A 24142-nucleotide genomic window follows, 5' to 3' on the forward strand; every position below is an offset into this window, starting at 1 on the left:
ACTCAAGGGAGCACACCGCATGCTGAGCGCCTATTGGCAATGCCTGCGCGGCATCGTCCTGCGCGAATGGCTGCGTTTCGTCCTGCAGCGCACGCGGTTTCTCAGCGCCCTGGTGCGGCCGCTGCTGTGGCTGCTGGTGTTCGCCGCCGGTTTCCGCGCGGCCCTGGGCATCGCCATCATCGCCCCGTACGACACCTACATCACCTACGAAACCTACATAGTGCCGGGGCTGGCCTGCATGATCCTGCTGTTCAACGGCATGCAAGGCTCGCTGTCGATGGTCTACGACCGCGAGATGGGCAGCATGCGCGTGTTGCTGACCAGCCCACTGCCACGCGCCTTCCTGCTCGCCAGCAAGCTGCTGGCCACCGCGCTGATCTCGCTGTTGCAGGTCTATGCCTTTCTCGCCATCGCCTGGCTGTACGGCGTGCAGCCACCGGCCTGGGGCCTACTCAGCGCGCTGCCGGCGCTGCTGCTGACGGCGCTGCTGCTCAGCGCCCTGGGTTTGCTGTTGTCTAACGGCATCCGCCAGTTGGAGAACTTCGCCGGGGTGATGAATTTCGTCATCTTCCCGCTGTTCTTCCTCTCCTCAGCGCTCTACCCGCTGTGGAAGATGCGCGAGGCCAGCGAGTGGCTGTACTGGCTGTGTGCGCTCAACCCCTTCACGCACGCCGTGGAACTGGTACGTTTCGCCCTCTACGAGCGCCTCAACCCGCTGGCGCTGGGCGTTTGCCTGGGGCTGACGCTGCTGTTGAGCCTGCTCGCGGTGCTGACCTTCAACCCGCAACATGCGGCGCTGCGCCGGGCCGGCTAGTGGCCTGCTGCAAACGCAAGCTTGCTGCTACCGGGCAAGGAACGGGGCGCTTTTCGTAGGAGCCAGCTTGCTGGCGAATTTTGCCGGTACGAGCCCGACAACTTGGCATTGCCAGCCAACGTTTCTACTACTTTGGTACTGGTTTACCCCGCTCAACGTAGAATTTCCAAAGCACTGCGCCTGCCTTGTAATGCCTGCATAAAAAGAACCGAGACTGACTGCGATGCCGCGTCTGCTGCCCAAGCTGCTCCGTTACTCACTGCTCGTCCTGTTGGCTGGCTTGAGCCCGACGACATGGGCCGACAACGAAGCGTCGCTATTCTCCGCCGCTGGCTACCGTCTCAGTCATTACCGCAGTCCCACCCCAGCCAGCGTCGAGCACGCCACTACGCTTGATACCGCGGCGCTGCAGCAACTGCTGCAACGCCAGCCGCACACTCGCCTGATCGACGTCTACCGCCGCCACTGGCTGCATGGCCAGTTCATCGAGGATGAGGAACACGCCAACCTGCCGGTAGCCTATGGCTGGCCAACACCGGCGATGGCCAGCTCGACCCACCCTGGCAGGCCTATTTCGCCAGCAATCTACAGTGCGTCAGCCAGGGCGCCCGGCACTGGCCGCTGGTGTTCTACTGCCGCTCCGACTGCTGGCTGGGCTGGAATGCGGTCAAGCGCGCTCATGCGCTAGGCTACGACAACCTCTATTGGTACCGTGACGGTATCGACGCCTGGGAGCAGGCCGGCCTGCCCTTGCAGCGAGCCCTGCCGAAGGAGTTTCCGTAAAACCCTACCCGCCTGACGTATTGCCGCACCATAATCAAAACAATGAGGTGAAAGGCCATGTACAAAATTCTAATTGCCGACGACCACCCGCTGTTTCGCGAGGCCATCCATAACGTCATCAGCGATGGCTTCCCGGACAGCGAAGTGATGGAAACCGCCGACCTGGACAGCGCACTGCAATTGACTCAGGAACACGATGACCTCGACCTGATCCTGCTCGACCTGAACATGCCGGGCATGCATGGCCTCAATGGCCTTATCAACCTGCGTAACGAGGCACCGACCATCCCGGTGGTGATCGTCTCTGCCGAGCAGGACAAGCAGATCGTCCTGCAGGCCATCACCTACGGCGCCGTCGGTTTCATCACCAAGTCCTCGCCACGGGCGCAGATGACCGAGGCCATCGAGCAGATTCTCAACGGCCACGTCTACCTGCCCTCGGACATCATCCGCACCCAGAAAAGCACCACCCGCCGTAGCCAGCATGAGTCGCCGAGCTTCCCGCCCGAGCTGCTGCAATCCCTGACCCGCAAACAATTGCTGGTGCTGGAGCGGATGACCAAGGGCGAGTCGAACAAGCAGATCGCCTATCACCTGGAAATCGCCGAAACCACGGTAAAGGCCCATGTCTCAGCAATCCTGCACAAGCTCAACGTGCACAACCGCGTGCAGGCCATCCTGTCGGCCGGGGATATCGACTTCGCCGCCTACCTGCGGCGCTGAATACAGAAACCCCGGCGCGCACAGCGCACCCACCTCGGTATTCTGCTGTGCCACGCCACACATGTAGGGTGCGCCGTGCGCACCGCATAGCAGCACGCACGAACCTCATCTAAGCTCCCGCCCTGCCTGCCCAATCAGGAGACAAGGAATGTCCAACTATCGCCGTGCCCGGCATGCGGGCGAGCTGTATTTCTTCACATTGGTGACCGAACGACGGCGACCATTACTGACTAACCCTGAACTACAGCAGAGCCTGCGTGGGGCCATCCTCGATGTGCGCACACGCTATCCCTTCAGCATCCACGGCTGGGTTCTGCTGCCCGATCACATGCACTGCATCTGGCAGTTACCATTGACAGATACCGATTTCAGTCGGCGCTGGTCGCTGATCAAGCGCCATGTCAGCCAGAGCTGGCAGACGGTGCGCCCGATCAGCCAAAGCCAGCAGGCTCGCCGCGAGTCGGGGCTCTGGCAACGGCGCTTCTGGGAACACTGCATCCGCGACGAGCAAGACTACCGCCGCCATATGGATTACCTGCACTGGAATCCGGTCAAGCACGGGCTGGTCGCGCGCGCTGCCGACTGGCCCTGGTCGAGCTTCCATCGCCTGGTGCGCGAAGGCGTCTACCCAGCGGACTGGGGTAGCAGGGAAGAAACCGAAGAAAATTTCGGTGAATGATCGAGCTCGACCCGGTGCGCATGGCGCACCCTACCTCGACCATAGAGTGCGCGGCGCGCACTGCTGCCGACTAACCGCCTAGACTCCGCGCTCGAGCAGGTGACTCATGGCGGTTTTCAGCTTCATCGGCCGCACCGGCTTGTGCATCAGGGTGTGGCCAAGCACACGCATCTGCAGCTTGAGTTCGTTGCTGTAGTTGGCGGTGATCATCAACGCCAGCAACGGCGTACCGCGTCGGGCGTTGATCGCCGCCACCGCATCGACGCCGTTGCGACCATCGTCCAGGTGGTAGTCGGCGATCAGCAGGTCGACCTCGGCGTGGAAGTTGTCGACCTGGCGCGCCAGATCCTCCTCGGACAGCGCGGTGACAACCTGGCAGCCCCAGCCCTCGAGCAAGGTGCGCATACCGGCGCAGATCGCCGCATCGTTATCCAACACCCATACCCGCGAGCCGTGCAGGCGCTCGAGTAGCCGCTCGGAGCTGTCCTGCGACTCGGGGCGAGCCTTGGGTGCGTGCTTGGCCCGTGGCACTTCGATGGCGAAGCGCGAGCCCTTGCCGAGGGTTGAGACCACATGGATGCGGTGACCGAGCATCTGCGCGATCTTGTCGACGATGGCCAAGCCCAGGCCAAGGCCGCGATCCTGGTCGGGACGCTGCACGTCGCCGCGTTTGAACTCCTGGAAGATTTCGCCGAGCTTGTCCTCGGCGATGCCGATGCCGGTGTCCCAGACTTCGATCGACAGGCTCTGCCGGCGGCGCCGACAGCCGAGCAGGATGTGCCCGGAGGGCGTGTAGCGAATGGCGTTGCTGAGCAGGTTGCGCAGAATCCGTGCGAGCAGTTGCACATCGCTGCGCACCAGCGCCGAACACGGCACGAAATGCAGGCTCAAGCCCGCGCTGCCGGCGGCCTGACGGAACTCGGTGGCCAGGTTGTCGAGCAACTCGCTGACCGCGAACGGCGCGATGTCTGGCTTGATCACCCCGGCGTCCAGCTTGGAAATATCCACCAGGGTGCCGAGCAGATTCTCCACATCCTCCAACGAGTTGCTGATATTGCGCACCAGACCCTGGCTGCTGCTCGGCTCGCACCGCTCCAGCAGCGCACTGGTGAACAGCCGCGCGGCATTCAGCGGTTGCAGCAGGTCATGGCTGACCGCGGCGAGGAATTTGGTTTTCGACAGGTTGGCCTGCTCTGCCTCGCGCTTGGCTTCACGCAGACGCAATTCGACCTGGCTGCGCTCGTCGATCTCGCGCTGCAACTGGCCGTTCAAATCGGTGAGTTCGGAGGTGCGTTCGCGTACCCGTTGTTCGAGGTTTTGATAGGCCTGGTGCAGGGCCTCGGCGGTGCGCCGGCGTTCGCTGATGTCGCGGATCAGCACGAAGATCCCCACCACCTCGCCGCTGGCCTGCCGGTTCGGCACGTAGGAGCGCAGCATGCAGCGCTCCTGGCCATTCATATTGGTTTCCACCACCTCGAAGGTCACGCTCTCACCGGACAAGGCGCGCTCGGTATAGGGCGCCAGGCAGCGGAAATGCTCGTCGCTGTGCACCTCGCGCATGCTCTGCCCGAGCATCCCGCCGCGCGGCCAGTGGTACCACTCCTCGTAGACCTTGTTGGTGAATTCGTAGACCAGATCGGCGCTCAGGTAGGCGATCAGCGCCGGCACATGGTCGGTGATCAGGCGTATCCAGCGCTCGCTCTCGCCGATCGCTTCGGCATGCCGGTAGCGCTCGGTGATATCGGTGAAGGTGTTGACGAAGCCGCCGGCCGGCAGCGGATGGGTGCGCACCTCGAGCACCCGCCCATCGAACAGACGCTGTTCAAGCTGCTGGATGCGCCGCCCTTCGCCATCCAGGCTCTCAGGGGTCAGCAACTCCAGCTCGCTGTCTTCCATCACCTCGATAAAAGGCCGATGTGCCTCGATCGGTGCCAGGCCGCAGAGTTCGAGAAAGCGGTGATTCCACAGCTCCAGCGCGCCCTCGGCGTTGACCATCGCCACGCCCTGGGAGAGGTTGTCCACGGCCCGTTGCAGCAGGCGCGACTTCTGCGCCAGGGCCTGCTCGCGGCGCATGGTTTCGCTGATCTTCACCTCGGTGATGTCGGTGTAGAGGATCACCAGCCCACCCTCGCGGGTCGGCCGCTCGCTGACCTGTACCCAGCGGCCGTTGTGCAGCCGATAGAGGGTGTGCTCATCGCCGTTGCGGCGGTGCTCTTCGAGGATCAACCCGGTGCTTTCCGCCAGCCGCTTGATCTCCGCGAGGCGCGTACCGCTGCCGATCCGCGCGCGGCTCTTGGCCCAGAAGGATTTGAAGCGGCTATTGAACAACACGATGCGCTGGTCTTTGTCGAACAGCACGAAGGCATCGGAGATGCTTTCGATCGCATCGATCAGGTACTGGTGGGCCGTCTCGGCGCGCAGCCGCGCATCGCTGAGCAACTGGTTGCTGGCCTTGAGCTCGGCCATTGCCTGGTTCAGCGCATCGGTGCGCTCGCGCACCTGTTCGGCGAGCACCACCGAGTGCTGGAACGCCGCATAGGAGTCGTCGCTCCGCGAGGCGCTGGATTCGACCCGTTCGATCAGTGCGGCGTTGATCCGCTGCAGCTTGTGGTTGTCACTCTGTAGCGTCGCTACCTGCGCCTGCAGCTGCGCGATTTTCCGCGCCTGCGGATCGTCCAATGGCGACTCCAGTAAAGGTCTGGTTGATGTGCATGCCATTGAACTGTTCTCCGTAGGAGTTGAAACCGATCACCCGCTGGCGCTGCAGGAAGGCCGAAGTCTCGGCCGCCACGTCGGTGCGCTCGACTTCCAGGCGGCGTAGAAAACAGTCGCAGCCGATGGTCAGCAAGGGTGGGCCCAAGCGTTCGTTCAAGCGCTGGAACAGTGTCTGCAAGTTAGGCACCAGCGGCCCCGGGGTCATCGCCGTCAGCACGATGCCGTTCTCCACCGCGCAGTAGAAGGTCAGGCTAAGGTCTTGGTTGACCCGCTGGATCGAGCGCACGTAGTAGTTTTCGTTGATCCGCACCGCCAGCGGATGGGCGGCGAACAGCCCGACATCCAACGCCTCCAGCGGCACACCGATCAGCCGCGCATACTCCTGCGCCGCGGGCTCCGCATTCAGTTCCAGCACCCGCCGGTTGGGGCTGTCGGCCTGGGTCACGACCAACTTTTCGTTGCTCGGCACCACGTGGTGGGTGCTGAACACCTCGAAGTCCAGCCAGGTATTGACCAGCACCACCACCGCCGCGCCGGCATGAAACGCGCCGCCGTAATAGACGTGGGTTCGGTTCAGATGGTTGTCATCGCCGGCCGAGCCGCCGAAGTGCGGAATGCTGCCAAGCGCGGCACTAAGCGCCGCGAGCACCACTTCCTCGCGGCTGGACAGGCCATCGAGCAGGGTCAGGGCGAAGCAATGGTTCTTGATCGGTGCCAGGGCGTTATTACGGCAGTCGCTGACCAGGCGCTCGACCAGTTGCTGGGCGTCGATCAGGCTGAAACGCTCCAGCTCGTCGATCAACGCGCTGGCGATGGAGAAGCTGCGGTGGTCGAAGCCCACGGCGGTGACGCAATTGCGCCCGTAGCCCAGCGGGGTGATCTCCCCGGCGCTGGTGCAGCCGACCAGGCCGACCCCGCCGAAATACTGCTCCAGGGTCGGGCCGAGCACGTCCAGGTCGTACTCGGCCGAACAGAAGAACAGCACGAAGCCCAGGTGTGGATGAATTAGCTGCCGCGCCAAATCCTGGGCTACCGCTTCGGGCTCTCGAGCCGTCGACATGGCGGTCACCACGCCTTCGCTGTCTTCGCGCTGTAATTTGGACTTCATTTATACACCCAGTGGTTATAGGGGCATTCTAGAAGTGCCGGCGCAGCCTCCCCATGCTACTTGGGTAGCGCCGACCTCGTTACAAGGTCGTAGACAGCACACCGCTCAGGGCAATGCAGGCTGTGCCCAGAACAACAGAAGCAGCACCAGCATGCCGGCGTAGAAGCCAGTTTCCAGGGTTTCACTCAGGGGCTGGATACGGCGGATGGCGCCATACAGGTGGATGCCCATCATCAGCAGCGCCACCGCCGCGAGCTGTTCGAACACCAGTTGCAGATCCTCGCCGGTGAGTGCCGCACGCAACATTAGCGCCTCCAGGATGAGGATGAAGGCCCCCAGGCAACGTCCGAAGTACAGGGCAAGGTGGGTGTGCTGGGGAGTCTCCCAACCGAACAGACGTGCCCAGTGCAGCGGCACGAGGAAGATCGGCAAGGCGAACACCAGGGTGGTGGCGAGCATCAGGACAAGTAGAAAGGTTTGGCTGTAATACGCCCAGAGACCGAACATGACCGACTCCTTGCAAGCAGGACATGGGCGTGGTTGCCTGCACGGCAGCCACGCCAGTTAGAGCACCCCGCCGACTTACCAGTTCAGCGATACGCCCAAGGCCAGTGTGTCGGTGTCTTCCAGGTTGCCGATACCCTGCTGACCATCGATCTCGAACTGGTTGTACTCGGCGATCAACCGCAGGTTGTCGTTGATGTCGCGGGTGTAGGCAATCGCCCGGGTCTCGAAATCGGCTTCGATCCCCAGGCCGTTGCCCTCGTCCGTGGTCTTGCCGTAGGACAGCGCCACGCGGTTCTTGCCGAAGCGGTAGGCGCCCTGCAGCAAATAGCCATCACTGTCCATGTTGCGCAGCGAGGCTTCACCGAAATTGTTGGTGAAGAACGGGTTGATGCCCTTGGCGCTGAAACCGGAGCCGACCAGGGTGAAGTCGCTGATCTTCGCCTGCACGCCATAGCCGACGCCCTTGGAGGTCACGGTATCGACGGTGTTGTCGGTATTTTCCGAGGACTGATAGGCGCCGTTGAGCCAGGAGTAGATCTTCGCCCCGCCCAGGTCGAACTCGTAGGTGATCTCGCTCTCGAAGCGCGGATTATCCTGATAGGCCTTGCCGGTCGGGCTACTGTCGTTGGTGTCCACCGGGTCCATGATGCCAGCGGCGATGCGCAGGCCCTCGGTCACCGGCGTGCGGTAGGTAATCTGCGAAGTCGGGAACGGATAGGGATAACCGCTGCCGATGTTGCCGAAAGACACACCACCGCCATCGACCAAGCCCAGGGTGTCGCTGACCTGGCCATAACCGCCGAGCAGTTCGTCGAGGAGGATATTGGAACGGGCGAACAGACCGAAGTCCTTGCCCACCAGTACCTCACCCCAGTCGCCGGCGATGGTGCCGTAGAACTGGCGAACGTCGATGGCGGTGTCGGTACCGTTGGTTTCGCTGTCGTTGATGGTGACCCAGAAGGACGAGCGCGCCCCGAGTTTGAGGTCATCGACCTGCTTGCTCATGTTGAAGCCGATCCAGTTCGGCAAGAAGCCCATCTTCACCCGCGCCTGATTGCGGTCGAACTGCTCGCCCGGACGATCGATGTCGCTGTTGACGTAGAAGGCGTTGACGTAACCGTCGGCAGCAAAGGTGGTGTCATCCTTGTCATACAGCACGATTTCCGCGACCGCTGACTGGGCGGTGGCCATGGCGACAGCCGCGGCCAGGGCAAGGGGCAGAATTCGGGTGCTGGCGATCTTGTTGTTGTTCATGGCGCGCTCCGTTGGTGAGGACGACTGGCGTTCCAGTCGTGACGGAGGCGATTATCGAAACAGCAGCACAGCCGCCCTACGCTGCCATGGCGCTGTTTTGCTCGTGCTTTGGCGGCGGCTCGCAGGCCCGGCAAACAAGTCCTAAGTCCCTCAGCGGTTGGGAGGTCCGGCTTAGGTCTTATGTCTAAAAGAGGGGCATGGCAGACCTCGGTAGGAGCTACCTTCAGGTTAACCATTGGGTCTTTGGCCGGTTTACGGCAGACAGCAGGCGACCAGGCACAAATAAGCAGCCTGGCCGGGGAGGCAGAACCTAGGGGTAGCGAACCGAACGGCGGACGCGCTCAGTCGAGGATGTGCCAACGCCCGTCGGGGCAGGCGGCATTGGCCAGCACGAACCAGCCACCAGCGGCTTCGAGCAAGATCTGGTAGTGGCTCAGCAAATCTTCACGCTGCACAGTCTGCAGCGTCTCCTGCAAGCGCAATGGCCGATCCTCCGCCTGCCCAGCCAACAGGGCTGACCAGGCTTGCTCAGCCATGCCCCGCACACTTGCCGACTGGCTGAGCAGATGCTCGAGGAGACTCGCCCGCAGTTCACTCAAACGCGCCGCATCGAGCGCCGCGATGCGCTCGCGCTGTGCGGCCAGAAACTCCTCGATATGCCCGAGAATCTCGGCCGCATCGACTGTCGGTGACTGCACGGCAAACAACAGGCCCTGGCGCGTACCGACCTGACGAAATCCGCAAAACACCGCATAGCCGAGCTGCAACTCACTGCGCAAGCGTTGGAAGAAGGCGCTCTCCAGCAGCAGCGCCACTAGGCGCCAAACCACTTCGCTGGCGGCACGCTGGTCGGGCAATGGACAAAACAGCAGCAACGCCGACTCGCTCGCGGCAAGCCCTGCATTCAGCCAGTGATAACACCCCGCAGGCTGTAGTTGAGGCTCCGTACTAGTTCGGGCCTGCCCGGGCATACGCCAGAGCGCCGAGTCGAGCGCCGCGCGTGCCTCAATCGGTAGACCTACGGCAAGCCCCTGCAGAGAGGATTGCCGCCAGCACTCCACTAAGGCTTGCAACGTCGGCATCTCCTTCGCGGCCTTCTCGTCAGCAGTCCCGAACAACTCTGGTAACCGCTGCCAGAGTTGATGAATCAGCGCCTCACTTGCGCCTCTGCACGCCTGCTCGCGATGCAGCCGCAGGCCTTGGCTCCAGGCCCATTCAGGTGGCAATCGCAACAGTTCCGCCAACCCCGCCAGTACACCCGGCAACGCTAGCGCCGCACCGCTCACCTGCAGTTGCCAAGCCTTGCCTTGTCGTTCGAACCGTACCTCTAGCCCTGCCTGCTGCGCCAGTTGCACGGTGGGGCGCAGCGCGACCTGCAACACCTCGAACAGGGCGCTTGGCGGCGCGTAAGCCGCGAAACTCCAGCGCAGGTAGACAGTGCCCTGCGCCCTCCCGGTGCCCGCGGCGCTTTCACGCGGCGCATTGAGCCAGCGCAGCGCATCGAAACGCGGTGGCGCCAACGCACTTGACGCTTGCGGCTGCAAGAATGGATTGGCAGCGGGCAATCGCCATGCCCACCGGTCTGAGCCAGCAGGCTCCTGGCAAGCCTCAGCCATCCGCAGGGTAAATCCCAACAGGCGCCGAGCGGCAATCTCCCGGGTGTCGCTAGTCAGTTCAATCAACCGCTGCGGCTGCAGCTGTGCCAGTAGCGACCGCAGCGCTCGCACACCTTCCTCGCCAAGCCCACAGTCGGCCTGTTGCCATTCACTCCAGTAACGAGCCAGGGCCAAAGGCGACAAGGTGCCCAGCCGATGCCGAACGATGGCGGCATATTCCCCACGCAATACCGACCAATCGTCCTGGCCGGCAAAGAACGCCAACCAGTCCAGCAACGCCGCGCGGATCGCGCCACGCTCACAGGCAACGCTTTCCGCCAGGCTGAAGTCGATGGTTAGCAACGCCTGTCCAGCGTGCCGATAAGGAAGGCGCACCTCTAGGGCATCGCACCAGCCACGTTTTCGCAGCGTGTCCAGCAAGCCACCGTCCGCCTCATGGCGGAGCCAGGTGCCGAGGAAATCGACTGCGCTGGTGAATGCCGTCGGCAAGCCCTCCAGGGCAAAACACAAACTAAGCTGCGGCAACCCTGCCGGCACCTGTACACGCAAAGCCTGCGCGCGCAGCGGCAACAACGTTGGGGCAGCGTCCTGCGCCACGGCCTGGGTCGGACGCAGCAACGCCCCCTGGATTTGCGCCAGGCGACGCAACTCGGCCCGCGACTGCGGCCCGACCAGCACCAGTGAAATCTGCCCGGCGTGATAGAAACGCCGATGAAAATCCTGCAGCGTCTGCTGAAACTGCGGCTGCTCGACCGCCAGCGTATCGCGATTGCCGGCATGAAACGCCGTGAAGGGATGCCCGGTGGCAACGGCCTGTCCCAGCGCCGCATCGCAGAGCGTATCGCGGTCTCGACCGCGCGCAACAAACTCCGCCTGCAACACCTCCCGCTCCCGCAACTGCGCCGCCGGCTCCAGAACGGGCCGCGCCAGCATGTCGCACAAACGCGCCAGCCCGCCCTCTAACCTGGCCGCTGGAACCTCGAAGAAATACTCGGTACTGCGCTCGCGGGTACTGGCATTGACCTGCCCGGAACAGGCCCGTACATAAGCCAGCAGGCCATTCTCAGCGGTAAATTGTGCGCTGCCGAGAAACAGCAAATGCTCGAGAAAATGTGCCAACCCCGGATAGTTTGACGGCGCATCGTGACTACCCGCCGAGACCCTGACCAAGGCCGCCGCCTGGGCACACCCCGGAACCTGCAGGAGTTTGACCTTGAGTCCATTGGCCAGCACCAAATACTCGGGCTCCGCCTGATGGCTATCCGCGCAGCTGGAACGGCTGTTAGTCGACATGAGTGGGCAAGACCGGCAGTTTTCCTCCTAGCATCTGGCGCAGGAACCGCCGGCGCAATGCTTCTTTGGAAGTAGTGCTCTATTCATGTGCGGCATAGTGGGGACAGTGTAACCGTCTCGGTTCGTAGCCCTGAAATGAGACTGAAGCGAGACTGCCTGAAGGTGTGGAGCTGGGCATTTCGCGTGCCTAAAGTGCGAAATTGCACCTCACTTGACCACCTGTTTGCATGGGTGCTGACCAGTCATTTACATTCGATCTGACCACGCATTTGCAAAAGGTATGACCACATCCGCGAGCCACCCGACCGGCTCAAAACGACCCTGAGCAGACGGTTGTGCGTTGAAGAAGCGGACGTTAAGTGTTCACGAAGGCCCCCGGATTCAGTGTAATGGCCCAGCCAGGTACAAACGGTCACCAAACGGTCACCAGAAATGCAAAATCCCAAAAACAACAAAGCCCGGTCGTTTCCGAACCGGGCTAAGTCATTGAAAAATATGGTCGGGACGGAGTGATTCGAACACTCGACCCCTAGCACCCCATGCACGCAGTAACCGTGCAAACCCAGTAACCAAGCGGTCTATCTCGGGCGCTCGCTGCAATTTGATGCCCATGAATGCCCATTGCTGCGTGAGAGAGTCACGCAAAAGTCACGCAACCTTTTTGCCCCCTCCTCGCCCATCCTGGGCAACTCACCCTCTGCTTTCATTGCTCCCAGCGCCACATCATGTCTGTGAGTCACGTGACAGGCAGGGATCGGCCAGAAGTGGGCATTCGGCAACCTGAAACGCCGGCATGGTTTCAACAACCAGCTGTCACCGGTAGAGTTTGAAAAGCGCTATTTCACAAGCCTGGAGAGTGTCTAGGGAATCCGGGGCGATTCAAGCTTTGTCAAAGACCGACCTACTGAGGCTGGTGTAAGAGCCTTCAGATGGGCAAGAGAGAGATCGTCACAAGCCAGTGCAAGCAGGTATTTTTCATGTTCCTGTTCTAACCTGCTGTTCGAGAATATTTTTTAATGTGAGCCCCAATCGTCGGAACACCGAATAAGCGGCGAGATGAAAAGTGCTCAATTTTTTTGCTTGTCAGCGAATATGTCCTGTCAGTGCGCCAGCATAATATTGGCTACTGCAATGCATATCTGTTGAAAATTGCTGCGCTCACGGAGTGACTTTAATGAGCATCAAGATCGAGGGAGTGATTGCCAGCAAGATTGGCTTTGCATCCCACCAGAACGCGGTACCCGTGCTGCGTGAGCTAGAGATCATCAATGGCAGCGAAGCCGAGCACAACGATCTCGCTCTAGAACTTGTCGCCAATCCACCCTTCATGGAGGCAAAAACCTGGCGCATAGATCGTTTGAACAAAGGAGCAAGCCTTCACATCACCGAGCGTGATTTGAAGCTTAACGCAGGCTACCTGGCGGACCTTACCGAAAGTCTGATGGGGGAAATAACCCTCCGATTGGTCTGTAAGGAGGAGACGCTCGCGGCGTGTTCTTACCCTGTTGAACTCCTAGCTAAGAACGAATGGGGTGGCGCGGCGTCGATGCCCGAGTTGGTTGCAGCGTTCGCCATGCCTAACGATCCTGCTGTCGATCGGGTTTTAAAGGCTGCTTCAGATGTTCTGCGTCGCGCTGGAAAAAAGGACTCGATAGACGGTTATTCAGAGCAGTCTCGAACAAGATCTTGGGAGCTTGCTTCGGCATTATGGTCGGCTGTATGTAACCTCAATCTCAGCTACGCCCTTCCGCCCGCCAGCTTCGAGACTCAAGGTCAAAAAATTCGCACGCCTGGCGCGATTTTGGATGGTGGCGTCGGAACTTGCCTTGATACAGCCTTGCTGTTCGTGGCAGCACTTGAGCAGGCAGGTCTTAACTCGCTGCTGCTGATCACCAAGGGGCACGCGTTCGTCGGCGTATGGCTGCAGCCACAGGAGTTTTCCCAACTCATCACTGACGAGGCATCGGCCGTTCGCAAACGCATCGACCTCAAAGAGTTGCTTGTCTTCGAAACCACTCTGGCCACGAAGGCGCCCGCTCCTAGCTTCAGTCAAGCCATCGCAACAGCGCAACGTCAGGTCAATGACGAAGACTTCCTGATGGCAGTCGATATCCACCGAGCACGCATGCAGCGCATTCGGCCCCTGGCGCTATCGACTTCACAGCAGTTGGCGGATTCGCAGGCAACGCAGGAAACACCCAGCGTTAACGAAGCACTGGAAGAGGCGCCGATACTTCCCAGCTTCGATGTCGAGATACTGCCGGAATCCGACAGTCCTGCCGGCAAGCTGACACTTTGGCAGCGCAAGCTCCTCGATCTGACTACACGCAACCGCTTGTTGCATTTGCCTGACAGCGCCAAAGGTGTTCGTCTGATCTGCCCGGAACCCGCCGAGCTTGAAGATCTACTCGCTGACGGCAAGCGTATCCGAATCGTAGCCATGCCCGACTTGGAGGCCGGTGGGCGCGATGCGGCACTGTACGAGCAGCAGAACAGTGAAAACCTACGCGAAGAGTATGCGCGTACTGCTCTGGGCCGGGGCGAAGTGCTGGCAACGCTGGAAAAGACCAAGCTCGAAGCTGCCCTGATCGATTTGTATCGTAAAGCCCGTAGTGATCTCGATGAAGGTGGCGCCAATACGCTTTTCCTGGCTATCGGTTTCCTGAAGTGGAAGAAGTCGGCTGATGATCCGAAGTCTTACTCGGCGCCCTTGATCCTGCTGCCGCTAAAGCTGGAGCGAAAGAGCGCACTGTCAGGCGTCACCATGAGTATGCTCGAGGACGAGCCACGCTTTAACCTGACACTACTTGAGCTGCTACGGCACGACTTCGAGCTGATGATCCCTGGCCTTGAAGGTGAGCTGCCTAGTGATGAAAGCGGTATCGATGTCGAAGGGATCTGGAACACTGTGCGCCGAGCTGTGCGGGATGTACCGGGTTTCGAAGTGACTCATGAGCTGGTTCTTGGCACTTTCTCCTTTGCCAAATACCTGATGTGGAAGGATCTGGCAGATCGTTCCGAGCAACTGCTACAAAGTCCGCTGGTAAAACACCTTCTCGAGCGCTCCGTAGATAGCGGCGGTTTTACCTCGTCTGGCGACTTTCCCCGGCCGGAGGAGCTAGACCACAAGGTCAATCCGGCAAGTCTGTTTACCCCGCTTCCGGCAGACTCTTCACAGTTGGCGGCAGTCGTCGCCTCGGCCAGTGGCTGTGACTTCGTTCTCGACGGTCCACCTGGAACAGGCAAATCACAAACCATTGCCAACATGATTGCGCATAACCTGGCGCTCGGCCGAAGAGTGCTGTTTGTCGCCGAGAAAATGGCCGCACTGGATGTGGTGTACCGTCGCCTAGAAGAAAAAGGACTGGGCGAATTCTGCCTTGAGCTTCACTCCAGCAAGACCTCCAAAGTCGAGGTGCTCAAACAGCTCGAGCGCGCCTGGGATATCCGCGATACGCTATCCGCCCAGGAATGGGCGGAAGAAGCCGCCAATGTCCAGCGACTACGGGACAAACTGAACGGCGTCGCCAATCTATTGCATAAGCGCTGGCCCAACGGGCTCTCCGTCCATCAGGCAATCGGCCGTGTGATTCGCGATGCAACAGCCGCGACACCCCGTTTCCACTGGCCGGAAGGCACGCTGCACGATGCAGCTCACATGACGAAGCTTCGCGATGTAGCTCGCCGCCTGGATCTCAACAGCAAAGCGGCAGGGGAATTATCCCAAAGCTTTTCCCAGCTCAACCGAACCGAATGGTCAAACGGATGGCAAGAGGCAATGGCTGCTGCCTCTCGCGAGCTGCCAGAAGCAATCGACGCGTTGCTGAATGCCCGCGACAAACTGATCGAAGTAACACGCCTACCCCTGTCGGTAGAGCAAAGCGCAGCTATTAGCCAGTTGCTTGATTTCACGGTGTTGCTGGCAGAGACGCACGGCGTCGACCTCAGTTTCGTTTTTGCCGCGAACATGAACGCCAAGGTTTCGGCAGCCCGCCGCGCGATACAGTTGCTCAATGAATACAGAGCCGCCGAGCAAGCCCTATCACTCCCTTATGCGCCGGAAGCCTGCCGTCGAATCGACTTGGAACGAATAGAGGGCGATTGGGCTGACGCCGCCCGTAAGTTCTGGTTCCTGGCCACGCTTGCGAAGAAAAAATTGGCGCGCCAACTGGCCAGCCAAGGTGGAGCGACCGGCCTCCCTGATACAGAAGCTGACCTACCGAAGTTCCAGCAGATGCGCGCCATGCTGACAGAGCTGGACGGACTAGCTGTCGAGCTCAACGGCATACCGGGCTGGTCTGCATTGGCTAGCGACACAACCCGAATGACGGCCGCACTCGGCCTGGGAGATCGCATACGTTCCGCAATTAGCGCTCTTGCCAACTCGACAGAGCATTTGATTGATCTACGCCGAGCAACCGCAAGCTTGATTGTTGAGGCGAACGAGTTGCTTGGCGCAGATGGCTCCATCATCTCGGCACTTAACCGACTGAAGGAAAGGTACGCCCGGTACACCAACGCGACTGAGCGTTTCAACGAGCTGGCTACAAACAACACCGAAGCCAATGCGGATATGCAAGGCTTGCGTAGCACAGCGGTATCGGTCACCCAGCAACAGGCACAGCTTAAATCTTGGTGCGACTGGTGCCGTGTTCGCGAAGAGGCAATCGACCTTGGTTTGAAACCTCTCACCGATGCACTGGCTGCAGATGTACTGCCGCAAGGTGGTGCCGCGGATGCCTTCGAAACAGCTTACGCCCACTGGTTTGCTGCTGGCGTGATTGATGCTGAACCGCTGCTGCACAACTTCGTGCCTGCCGAACATATGAGCGACATCGAAGCTTATCGCCAGCTCGATGATCGTCTGTCCAAACTGTCAGTGCGCTACATACGCGCGAAGCTTTGTGGACTTATTCCTTCCAAGAACGAGATCGGCAAACAGGGCGGCTTCGGCATACTCAAGCATGAACTGCAGAAGTCTCGCCGGCACAAGCCCGTTCGCCAGCTGGCCATCGAAATGGGCGACGCCATGTCGAAGCTGGCCCCCTGCATGCTAATGAGCCCGCTATCTATTGCCCAGTACCTTCCAACCGATCAGGCTCTTTTCGACTTGGTCATCTTTGACGAAGCCTCACAGATTGCTCCCTGGGATGCCATCGGCTCTATTGCACGAGGCAAGCAGGTTGTTATTGCCGGCGACCCACGGCAGATGCCCCCGACCAGCTTCTTCAATCGTGGCGCCAATGCCTCGGATGACGATACCGAAGAGGATATGGAAAGCATTTTGGACGAATGTCTGGGGGCCGGTATTCCCAGTCATAGCCTGAGCTGGCACTACCGCAGCCGCCATGAGAGCCTGATTGCCTTCTCCAACCATCGCTATTACGACGGCAATCTCATCACATTCCCCGCTGCTGAAACTCGGGCAAGTGCTGTTGAGTGGCGTCGCGTCGAGGGTGTGTACGCCAAGGGCAAGGGCCGGCATAACCAGGTGGAAGCCGAAGCCATAGTGGCCGAAACCGTGAAACGCCTCACCGACCCTGTTTTCACTGCCGCTGGCCTTTCTATTGGCATCATTACCCTTAACACCGATCAGCAAAAACTCGTCACGGATCTGCTCGACCGCGCACGCCAGCACTACCCGCAGATCGAGCCCTATTTCCAGGAAGACCTGGCCGAACCCGTGGTCGTCAAAAACTTGGAAACGGTGCAAGGCGATGAACGCGACCTCATCATGCTTGGGATCGGCTATGGGCCGACAGAACCCGGCGCACAAGTCATGTCGATGAACTTCGGCCCATTGAATAAGGAAGGTGGTTGGCGGCGCCTGAACGTGGCCGTTACCCGTGCACGACGTGAAATGTTGGTGTTCTCTTCGTTCGATTCTTCGATGGTCGATTTGAATCGCACCGGTGCCCGCGCAGTACGCGATCTCAAACACTTCATCGAATTTGCCCAGCGCGGCCCGCGCGCATTGGCCGAAGCGATACAAGGTTCCGTCGGTGGTTACGACTCGCCGTTCGAAGAGGCAGTTGCTCAAGGGCTGCGCCGAAAAGGCTGGGAAGTGGTGCCTCAGATCGGGGTCTCACGCTTCCGTATCGATCTTGGAATCGTCCACCCGGACCGACCCGGAGACTATCTGGTCGGCATCGAATGCGATGGTGCTACCTACCACAGCGCCGCTACAGCCCGCGATCGTGACAAAGTGCGCAGTGCAATTCTCCAAGGGCTGGGCTGGAAACTGCTAAGGCTTTGGTCAACTGAATGGTGGATAGATAAGGCCGGCGCTCTTGAGCGTCTGCACGCGGCTATCGAAGCCTTGCTTGAGGAGTCCCGTTCCAATGCGCTGTCCACTCAACCAGCACCGGAGCAAACGCTGCCCCCGCTAAGTCTTGTAGATGAACTGAGCGAAGAAGCCCCGATATTGCAGGCTGATATGCCACAGCCAACAGAGCATAACGGGCAAGCTCTGCCCGAATTGCGTCTGGCAAGAACCTTTGACGCCACTTCAATTCAACCAGTTCAGGGGGAGTATCGCGTTACCGATTTTGCCGAACTAAGCCATCGGATCGATGCCGATCTGTTCCACTTGGAGGAATACGATTCAGTTCTTACTGCTCTGATTGAGCGGGTGCTGATTCAGGAAGCACCGATCCTCGATTCGCTGCTGGTGCAACGTATTGCTCGTGCTCATGGCTTTCAGCGTTCGGGTCGCTTGATTCGTGAGCGAGTACTAGATCTTGCCAAGCGCAATCATCACCTCCAGGCCGACCCGATCGAGGACCAATTTGTTTGGCGAACCGAACAGGATGTCGCTACATGGAGTCGTTATCGCATCCCGGCCACGGATGAAGATATCAGGTCAATCGAAGAAATCGCGTTTGAAGAGCTGCGCACTGCTGCTTATGGAGTCAAGTCGGAAGATCGGCCTGTTGAAGTCGCTCGGCTTTTTGGTGTTAGGCGGCTAACAGGAGCTGCTCGCGCTAGAGTTGAGTTAGCGACTCAACTCTTTGATGGGGTGGAGCAGTAATTCGGGGGGAAAGGGGCTGATTTATTTATGCGGCGAAAGTCGTCGAACGTCCGCTCTTGGCTGGACAGCGATCATTGAACGGTCACTGTCCAGCCCCTTATGCCCTGCAGGCCGCACTTCACAGCGGATGTCGTAGAAGTGTTCGCCGATCTTGGTCGGGACGTGAAAGCCGTCGTACCAAGGATCGGCATCGAGACAGGGCTGCTTCAGGGTCAAGTAGACGCGGAATCAGTCGCCATTCATCCCCCAGTGCGGCATATCCAGATTACCGACACGACACGTTCCACAACTGATCCAACCAGGTCGTGTAGCTCGGGCTCATCAGCTCCCTCCTCATACCCCACTCAGGAAGGACTGGCACTCGGCCAGGCCGTAGCGTTCCCCCTCCCCACTTTGCGTTGATCGCATCCAGTACGCCCATCACCCTCTCAGCAACCGCGGGCTGAGTGGTGGCGAACAGATCGTCGGTGAACTCGCCGGGCTGGCGCAGATCAAGCAGCAGTACCTCGGCCTTGCTGAACGCATAGTGTTGGCGCTGATGGAATCTGCCAACAAGGTATCTGCTACCGACTCGCGCGGGCCGGTGCTGACGATTTTGAAGAGGAGGCAAGCATGATTTCACTACCAGTCACGCAAAAGTCACGCGCATGAAAAAGGCCAATGCGCGAACATTGGCCTAAATCATTGAAAAATATGGTCGGGACGGAGTGATTCGAACACTCGACCCCTAGCACCCCATGCTAGTGCGCTACCGGACTGCGCTACGCCCCGACTAGGCGTTAATCCACTTCCGCATACTGCCGAAAGCGGATCGAACTATACATTAAGCTTTTGAAAAGTGGAAGTTTTTTGAAAGCTTAAGACTATTTACGAAGAACCAGTAAAACATCTTCCAGCTCTGCAATCATTTGCCGAATGAGCTGCCTGTACTGGGTAGTATCATCTTTGGCTTCGTCACCCGAGAGACGCTGGCGCGCGCCGCCGATAGTGAAACCTTGATCGTACAGCAGCGCGCGGATTTGCCGGATCATCAGCACATCCTGGCGCTGATAGTACCGTCTATTGCCGCGCCGCTTAACCGGATTGAGCTGAGTAAACTCCTGCTCCCAATAACGCAGCACGTGCGGCTTGACCGCACAAAGCTCACTCACCTCACCAATCGTGAAGTAGCGCTTGCCGGGTATGGGCGGCAACTCGTCGTTATGACTTGGTTCCAGCATAAGCCTCAACTCTGGCTTTTAATTTCTGCCCTGGGCGAAAGGTAACCACGCGTCGAGCCGTGATCGGGATCTCCTCTCCTGTCTTTGGATTCCTGCCGGGACGCTGACGTTTGTCGCGCAGGTCAAAATTGCCGAAACCCGACAGTTTGACCTGCTCGTTAAGCTCCAGCGCCTGCCGGATCTCTTCAAAGAACAGCTCCACCAATTCCTTGGCTTCCCGTTTATTCAGGCCTAGCTCTTCATACAGACGTTCGGCCATTTCAGCTTTCGTCAGAGCCCCCATACGCTACTTCCTTAACGTGGCGTTGAACCTTTCTTCCAGCGAGCTGAGGATATTCTGCGTTGTAGTACTCACCTCATCGTCATTAAGAGTGCGCGATGGATGCTGCCAGGTCAAGCCGACCGCCAAGCTTTTTCTATGCGGATCAATACCTTTACCGTGATACACATCAAATAGCTTGAGGTCTGTCAGATGCTCGCCAGCGGCCTCGCGAATAGTTCCGAGAACGGCATCGGCAGCGACATCCCGATCTACCAACAGCGCCAGATCGCGACGCACCTCGGGGAAGCGCGAAAGCTCGTGGAACTTGGGCAGCAGTCCTTGAACCACTTCAGCCAGAACCAGCTCGAACAGGAAAACCGGCTGGTCCAGATCCAGGGCCTTGCTCAGCTCCGGGTGAATGGCGCCGACAAAGCCAACGAGGCAACCATCACGCTCAATCCGGGCAGTTTGGCCTGGATGCAGAGCGGGATGCTCACCCGCCACAAAACTGAAAGCGCTCTCGGCACCGGAGAAGCCAAGAAGCGCCTCTACGTCGGCCTTCATGTCATAGAAGTCGACGACTTCACGACCGTGGGCCCAGCCTTCGGTCAGGCGAGCACCGCAGATCACGCCGGCCAACATGGCTTCCTGCTTCAAACCCTCTAGCTGGCCGACAAAGCGCAGGCCGCTTTCGAACAAACGAATTCGCGACTGCTGGCGGTTCAGGTTGTACTGCACCGCCTTGACCAGTCCCGGCCACAGCGACGCACGCATCGCAGCCATATCTGTCGAGATCGGGTTGGCCAGCATCAACGGCTCAACGCCTGGGCTGAACAGCTCGAACAGTTTGGGATCGATGAAGCTGTAGGTGATAGCTTCCTGATAGCCACGGGCTACGAGCAAGCGGCGCAGTGCCGGCAACTCGGCACGAGCCTCAGCTTTCGGCTGCGGCGCCAGGCGGGCTTGCGGATAGCGAACCGGCAAACGGTTATAGCCATACAGACGACCCAGTTCTTCGATCAGGTCGACTTCCAGGCTGATATCGAAACGGTGGCTTGGCACTTCCACACGCCACTGCCCTGCTTGCTCCAGCGTAATCTGCAGACCCAGGGCGCTGAGCAGGCGCTCAACTTCATCAGCCGCGATCTCAAGGCCGAGCATCTGACTGATGCGCTCGGCACGCAGAGTGATAGGCGCAATGTTTGGCAGGTGCTCCTGGCTGACCACTTCGATGATCGGCCCAGGCTCGCCACCGACGATCTCTAGCAACAGGCCGGTCGCACGCTCCATGGCTTCACGCGCCAACTGCCAATCAACACCGCGTTCGTAGCGGTGCGAGGAGTCGGTATGCAGACCATAGGAACGGGCCTTGCCTGCCACCGCGATGGTGTCGAAGAAAGCACTTTCGAGGAAAAGGTCACGGGTGCCGGCAGCGACACCGCTGTGCTCACCGCCCATCACACCAGCAATAGCCAAGGCGCGCTGATGGTCCGCGATGACCAGAGTATCGGCACGCAGGCTGACTTCCTGACCATCCAGCAGAACCAGCTTCTCGCCCTCTTCCGCCATGCGCACACGCACGCCGCCGTTGATCTCGTTGAGATCAAAGGCATGCATCGGCTGGCCGAGTTCAAGCATCACGTAGTTGGTGATGTCCACGGCTGCGTCGATACTGCGTACATCTGCACGCCGCAGACGCTCGACCATCCATAGCGGCGTAGGCTTGGACAGGTCAACATTGCGCACCACGCGACCGAGGTAGCGCGGGCAGGCTTTTGCCGCCAGCACTTCTACCGGGCGAACTTCGTCGTGTACCGCCGGCACAACGGCAACGACCGGGCGCGTAACCTCGGCGGCATACAGCGCACTGACTTCGCGCGCCAGGCCGGCCAGCGACAGGCAATCGCCGCGGTTCGGTGTCAGGTCGACTTCGATGCTGGCGTCGTCCAGATCAAGGTAGACACGGATGTCCTGGCCAACCGGCGCATCCGCCGGCAGCTCCATCAAGCCGTCATTGTCAGTGCTAATTTGCAACTCAGAAGCCGAGCAGAGCATGCCGCTGGACTCAACGCCACGCAGCTTGGCTTTCTTGATCTTGAAGTCGTCCGCTAGCTCGGCGTCGATCATGGCGAAAGGAATCTTCAGACCCGGGCGCACATTCGGCGCGCCACAGACCACCTGAAAAGTCTCAGTACCATTACTGACCTGGCAAACGCGCAGCTTGTCAGCATCCGGGTGCGGCTCGGTGCTCAGCACCTCGCCCACTACCACGCCACTGAATGCGCCGGCGGCCAGCGTCACGCTGTCAACCTCAAGACCGGCCATGGACAAACGAGCCACCAGCTCATCGCGGGAAACCTTCGGGCTTACCCAGCTGCGCAGCCACTGTTCACTGAATTTCATCCTGCTCTTCTCCTAGAAAACGGTTACGGGCATGCGGCCTAGCGAAATTGCGCGAGGAATCGCAGGTCGTTATCGAAGAACAGGCGCAAGTCGTTTACGCCGTAACGCAACATGGCCAGCCGTTCAACCCCCATACCGAAGGCAAAGCCCTGGTACTTCTCGGGATCGATGCCGGACATGCGCAACACATTGGGATGAACCATGCCGCAGCCCATGACTTCCAGCCAGCCAGTCTGCTTGCAGACGCGGCAGCCTTTGCCGCTACACATCACGCACTGCATATCGACTTCAGCCGATGGCTCGGTGAAGGGGAAGAAGGATGGACGGAAACGCACGCCCAGGTCTTTCTCGAAGAACACCCGGAGAAACTCTTCGATGGTACCTTTCAGGTCAGCGAAGCTGATGCCTTCATCTACCAGCAGGCCTTCGACCTGGTGGAACATCGGCGAATGGGTGATATCCGAGTCGCAACGATAGACACGGCCCGGGCAGACGATGCGGATCGGCGGCTGTTGCGTTTCCATGGTGCGAATCTGTACCGGTGAGGTATGGGTGCGCAGCAACATGTTCGCATTGAAATAGAAGGTGTCATGCATCGCCCGCGCCGGGTGGTGGCCAGGGATGTTGAGCGCCTCAAAGTTGTGATGATCGTCTTCTACCTCAGGGCCCTCGGCAATGCCGTAGCCAATATGAGTGAAGAACTGCTCGATGCGCTCCAGCGTCCGGGTGACCGGATGCAGGCCGCCAGAAGCCTGACCACGACCTGGTAGGGTAACGTCGATGAACTCAGCGGCGAGCTTGGCACTCAGCGCTGCCTGCTCAAGCAATTCCTTGCGAGCATTGAGCGAGTCCTGAACACGCTCCTTGGCCGCGTTGATCAGAGCGCCGACTTTCGGGCGATCTTCAGCCGACATGTTGCCCAGGGTCTTCATCACCTGGGTCAGCTCGCCTTTCTTGCCAAGATAATGAACCCGGATCTGCTCCAGGGCATTGACGTCTTCAGTGTGTTGCACGGCCTCTAGAGCTTGAGAGACCAGCGCATCCAGGTTTTCCATGTACAGACTCCAGATACGAAATAGGGGAAGAGCACGAAGGCTCTTCCCCTATTGGTGACGTTTAGCACCGGGCGAGCCCGGTGACTGTCGGGGACTTAAGCCAGTACGGCTTTCGCTTTCTCGACAATCGCAGCAAACGCCGCTTTTTCGTTCACTGCCAGATCAGCCAGAACCTTGCGGTCGATCTCGATTGCTGCCTTTTTCAAGCCAGCAATGAAACGGCTGTAAGACAAGCCGTTGATACGAGCGCCTGCGTTGATACGGGCGATCCACAGAGCACGGAACTGACGTTTTTTCTGACGGCGGTCACGGTAGGCATATTGGCCTGCCTTGATTACCGCTTGCTTGGCAACGCGGAACACGCGTGAGCGTGCGCCATAGTAGCCTTTAGCGAGTTTCAGAATTTTTTTATGACGACGGCGAGCAACAACGCCACGCTTAACACGAGCCATGAGTAACTTCCTCTAGTTCTTGACCGAAATTAACGAACGCGCAGCATGCGCGCCACCTTTGCCACGTCAGACGGATGCACCATGGTGCTACCGCGCAGTTGACGCTTACGCTTGGTGGACATTTTGGTCAGGATGTGGCTCTTGAAAGCGTGCTTGTGCTTGAAACCCGAAGCCGTTTTCAAGAAACGCTTCGCTGCACCGCTTTTGGTTTTCATTTTTGGCATGTTC

Annotated in this window: 15 protein-coding genes, 1 tRNA gene and 2 pseudogenes; 5 read left to right on the forward strand and 13 right to left on the reverse strand. The window is 59.5% G+C overall.

All coding sequences use genetic code 11. The features are described 5' to 3' along the window. The first annotated feature begins 22 nt into the window (after positions 1-22). The 4 genes and pseudogenes from FFS12_RS18860 to FFS12_RS18875 all read left to right on the forward strand — a co-directional run bounded on the left by FFS12_RS18860 (position 23) and on the right by FFS12_RS18875 (position 2999). The gene (locus FFS12_RS18860; protein WP_137889249.1) at positions 23-814 is read left to right on the forward strand and encodes an ABC transporter permease; all 792 of its coding nucleotides are present in this window, start codon (positions 23-25) and stop codon (positions 812-814) included. Between the two features lie 223 nt (positions 815-1037). Next, positions 1038-1597, forward strand: a pseudogene (locus tag FFS12_RS18865) (PQQ-dependent catabolism-associated CXXCW motif protein). Positions 1598-1654: 57 nt separating this feature from the next. After that, a complete protein-coding gene (locus tag FFS12_RS18870; protein WP_137889142.1) occupies positions 1655-2320 on the forward strand; it encodes a response regulator transcription factor in 666 nt (221 codons plus the stop codon). 148 nt (positions 2321-2468) lie between these two features. Next, the gene (locus FFS12_RS18875; RefSeq protein ID WP_137889144.1) at positions 2469-2999 is read left to right on the forward strand and encodes a transposase; all 531 of its coding nucleotides are present in this window, start codon (positions 2469-2471) and stop codon (positions 2997-2999) included. Between the two features lie 78 nt (positions 3000-3077). Here the strand turns inward: FFS12_RS18875 and nahK are convergent, their stop codons facing one another. The 5 genes from nahK to pqqF form a co-directional block, all read right to left on the reverse strand. Next, the gene (nahK, locus tag FFS12_RS18880; RefSeq protein ID WP_137889146.1) at positions 3078-5717 is read right to left on the reverse strand and encodes a hybrid sensor histidine kinase/response regulator NahK/ErcS'; all 2640 of its coding nucleotides are present in this window, start codon (positions 5715-5717) and stop codon (positions 3078-3080) included. Further along, complete coding sequence (nosP, locus tag FFS12_RS18885) at positions 5614-6822, reverse strand: nitric oxide-sensing protein NosP (protein WP_137889148.1); 1209 nt, start codon at positions 6820-6822, stop codon at positions 5614-5616. Before nosP ends, nahK begins: the two co-directional genes overlap by 104 nt. A gap of 105 nt (positions 6823-6927) precedes the next feature. Then, entirely contained in the window at positions 6928-7329 is a 402-nt protein-coding gene (locus tag FFS12_RS18890) for a hypothetical protein (RefSeq protein WP_137889150.1), read from the reverse strand. Positions 7330-7404: 75 nt separating this feature from the next. Next, positions 7405-8583: a porin gene (locus tag FFS12_RS18895; RefSeq protein ID WP_137889152.1), complete on the reverse strand. Its 1179-nt coding sequence runs from the start codon at positions 8581-8583 to the stop codon at positions 7405-7407. 341 nt (positions 8584-8924) lie between these two features. After that, the gene (pqqF, locus tag FFS12_RS18900) at positions 8925-11492 is read right to left on the reverse strand and encodes a pyrroloquinoline quinone biosynthesis protein PqqF (RefSeq protein WP_137889154.1); all 2568 of its coding nucleotides are present in this window, start codon (positions 11490-11492) and stop codon (positions 8925-8927) included. 1174 nt (positions 11493-12666) lie between these two features. On the opposite strand from pqqF, the gene FFS12_RS18905 reads away from it, so the two are divergent. Then, a complete protein-coding gene (locus FFS12_RS18905; protein ID WP_137889156.1) occupies positions 12667-18522 on the forward strand; it encodes a DUF3320 domain-containing protein in 5856 nt (1951 codons plus the stop codon). A gap of 265 nt (positions 18523-18787) precedes the next feature. Here the strand turns inward: FFS12_RS18905 and FFS12_RS18910 are convergent. The 8 genes and pseudogenes from FFS12_RS18910 to rpmI form a co-directional block, all read right to left on the reverse strand. Then, positions 18788-19042 (reverse strand): annotated as a pseudogene (locus FFS12_RS18910) (DUF4113 domain-containing protein); the annotation flags it as partial. 174 nt (positions 19043-19216) lie between these two features. Beyond that, positions 19217-19293, reverse strand: a tRNA-Pro gene (locus FFS12_RS18915). Between the two features lie 92 nt (positions 19294-19385). After that, entirely contained in the window at positions 19386-19742 is a 357-nt protein-coding gene (locus tag FFS12_RS18920; protein WP_137889158.1) for a MerR family transcriptional regulator, read from the reverse strand. Further along, positions 19723-20025: an integration host factor subunit alpha gene (gene ihfA / locus FFS12_RS18925; protein WP_003243414.1), complete on the reverse strand. Its 303-nt coding sequence runs from the start codon at positions 20023-20025 to the stop codon at positions 19723-19725. The genes FFS12_RS18920 and ihfA overlap by 20 nt, the downstream gene beginning before the upstream one ends. Before the next feature lie 3 nt (positions 20026-20028). After that, positions 20029-22407 (reverse strand): phenylalanine--tRNA ligase subunit beta, encoded by a 2379-nt coding sequence (pheT, locus tag FFS12_RS18930; RefSeq protein WP_137889160.1) that lies wholly within the window; start codon positions 22405-22407, stop codon positions 20029-20031. A gap of 38 nt (positions 22408-22445) precedes the next feature. Beyond that, complete coding sequence (pheS, locus tag FFS12_RS18935; protein WP_137889162.1) at positions 22446-23462, reverse strand: phenylalanine--tRNA ligase subunit alpha; 1017 nt, start codon at positions 23460-23462, stop codon at positions 22446-22448. Between the two features lie 95 nt (positions 23463-23557). Continuing rightward, on the reverse strand, positions 23558-23914 hold the full coding sequence (rplT, locus tag FFS12_RS18940) for a 50S ribosomal protein L20 (protein WP_108096687.1): 357 nt from the start codon (positions 23912-23914) through the stop codon (positions 23558-23560). A 29-nt stretch (positions 23915-23943) separates the two neighbouring features. Further along, the gene (gene rpmI, locus FFS12_RS18945) at positions 23944-24138 is read right to left on the reverse strand and encodes a 50S ribosomal protein L35 (RefSeq protein ID WP_010489097.1); all 195 of its coding nucleotides are present in this window, start codon (positions 24136-24138) and stop codon (positions 23944-23946) included. Positions 24139-24142: the final 4 nt, after the last annotated feature.

This window comes from Pseudomonas sp. 2FE, from assembly GCF_005503735.1.
Lineage (GTDB): Bacteria > Pseudomonadota > Gammaproteobacteria > Pseudomonadales > Pseudomonadaceae > Aquipseudomonas.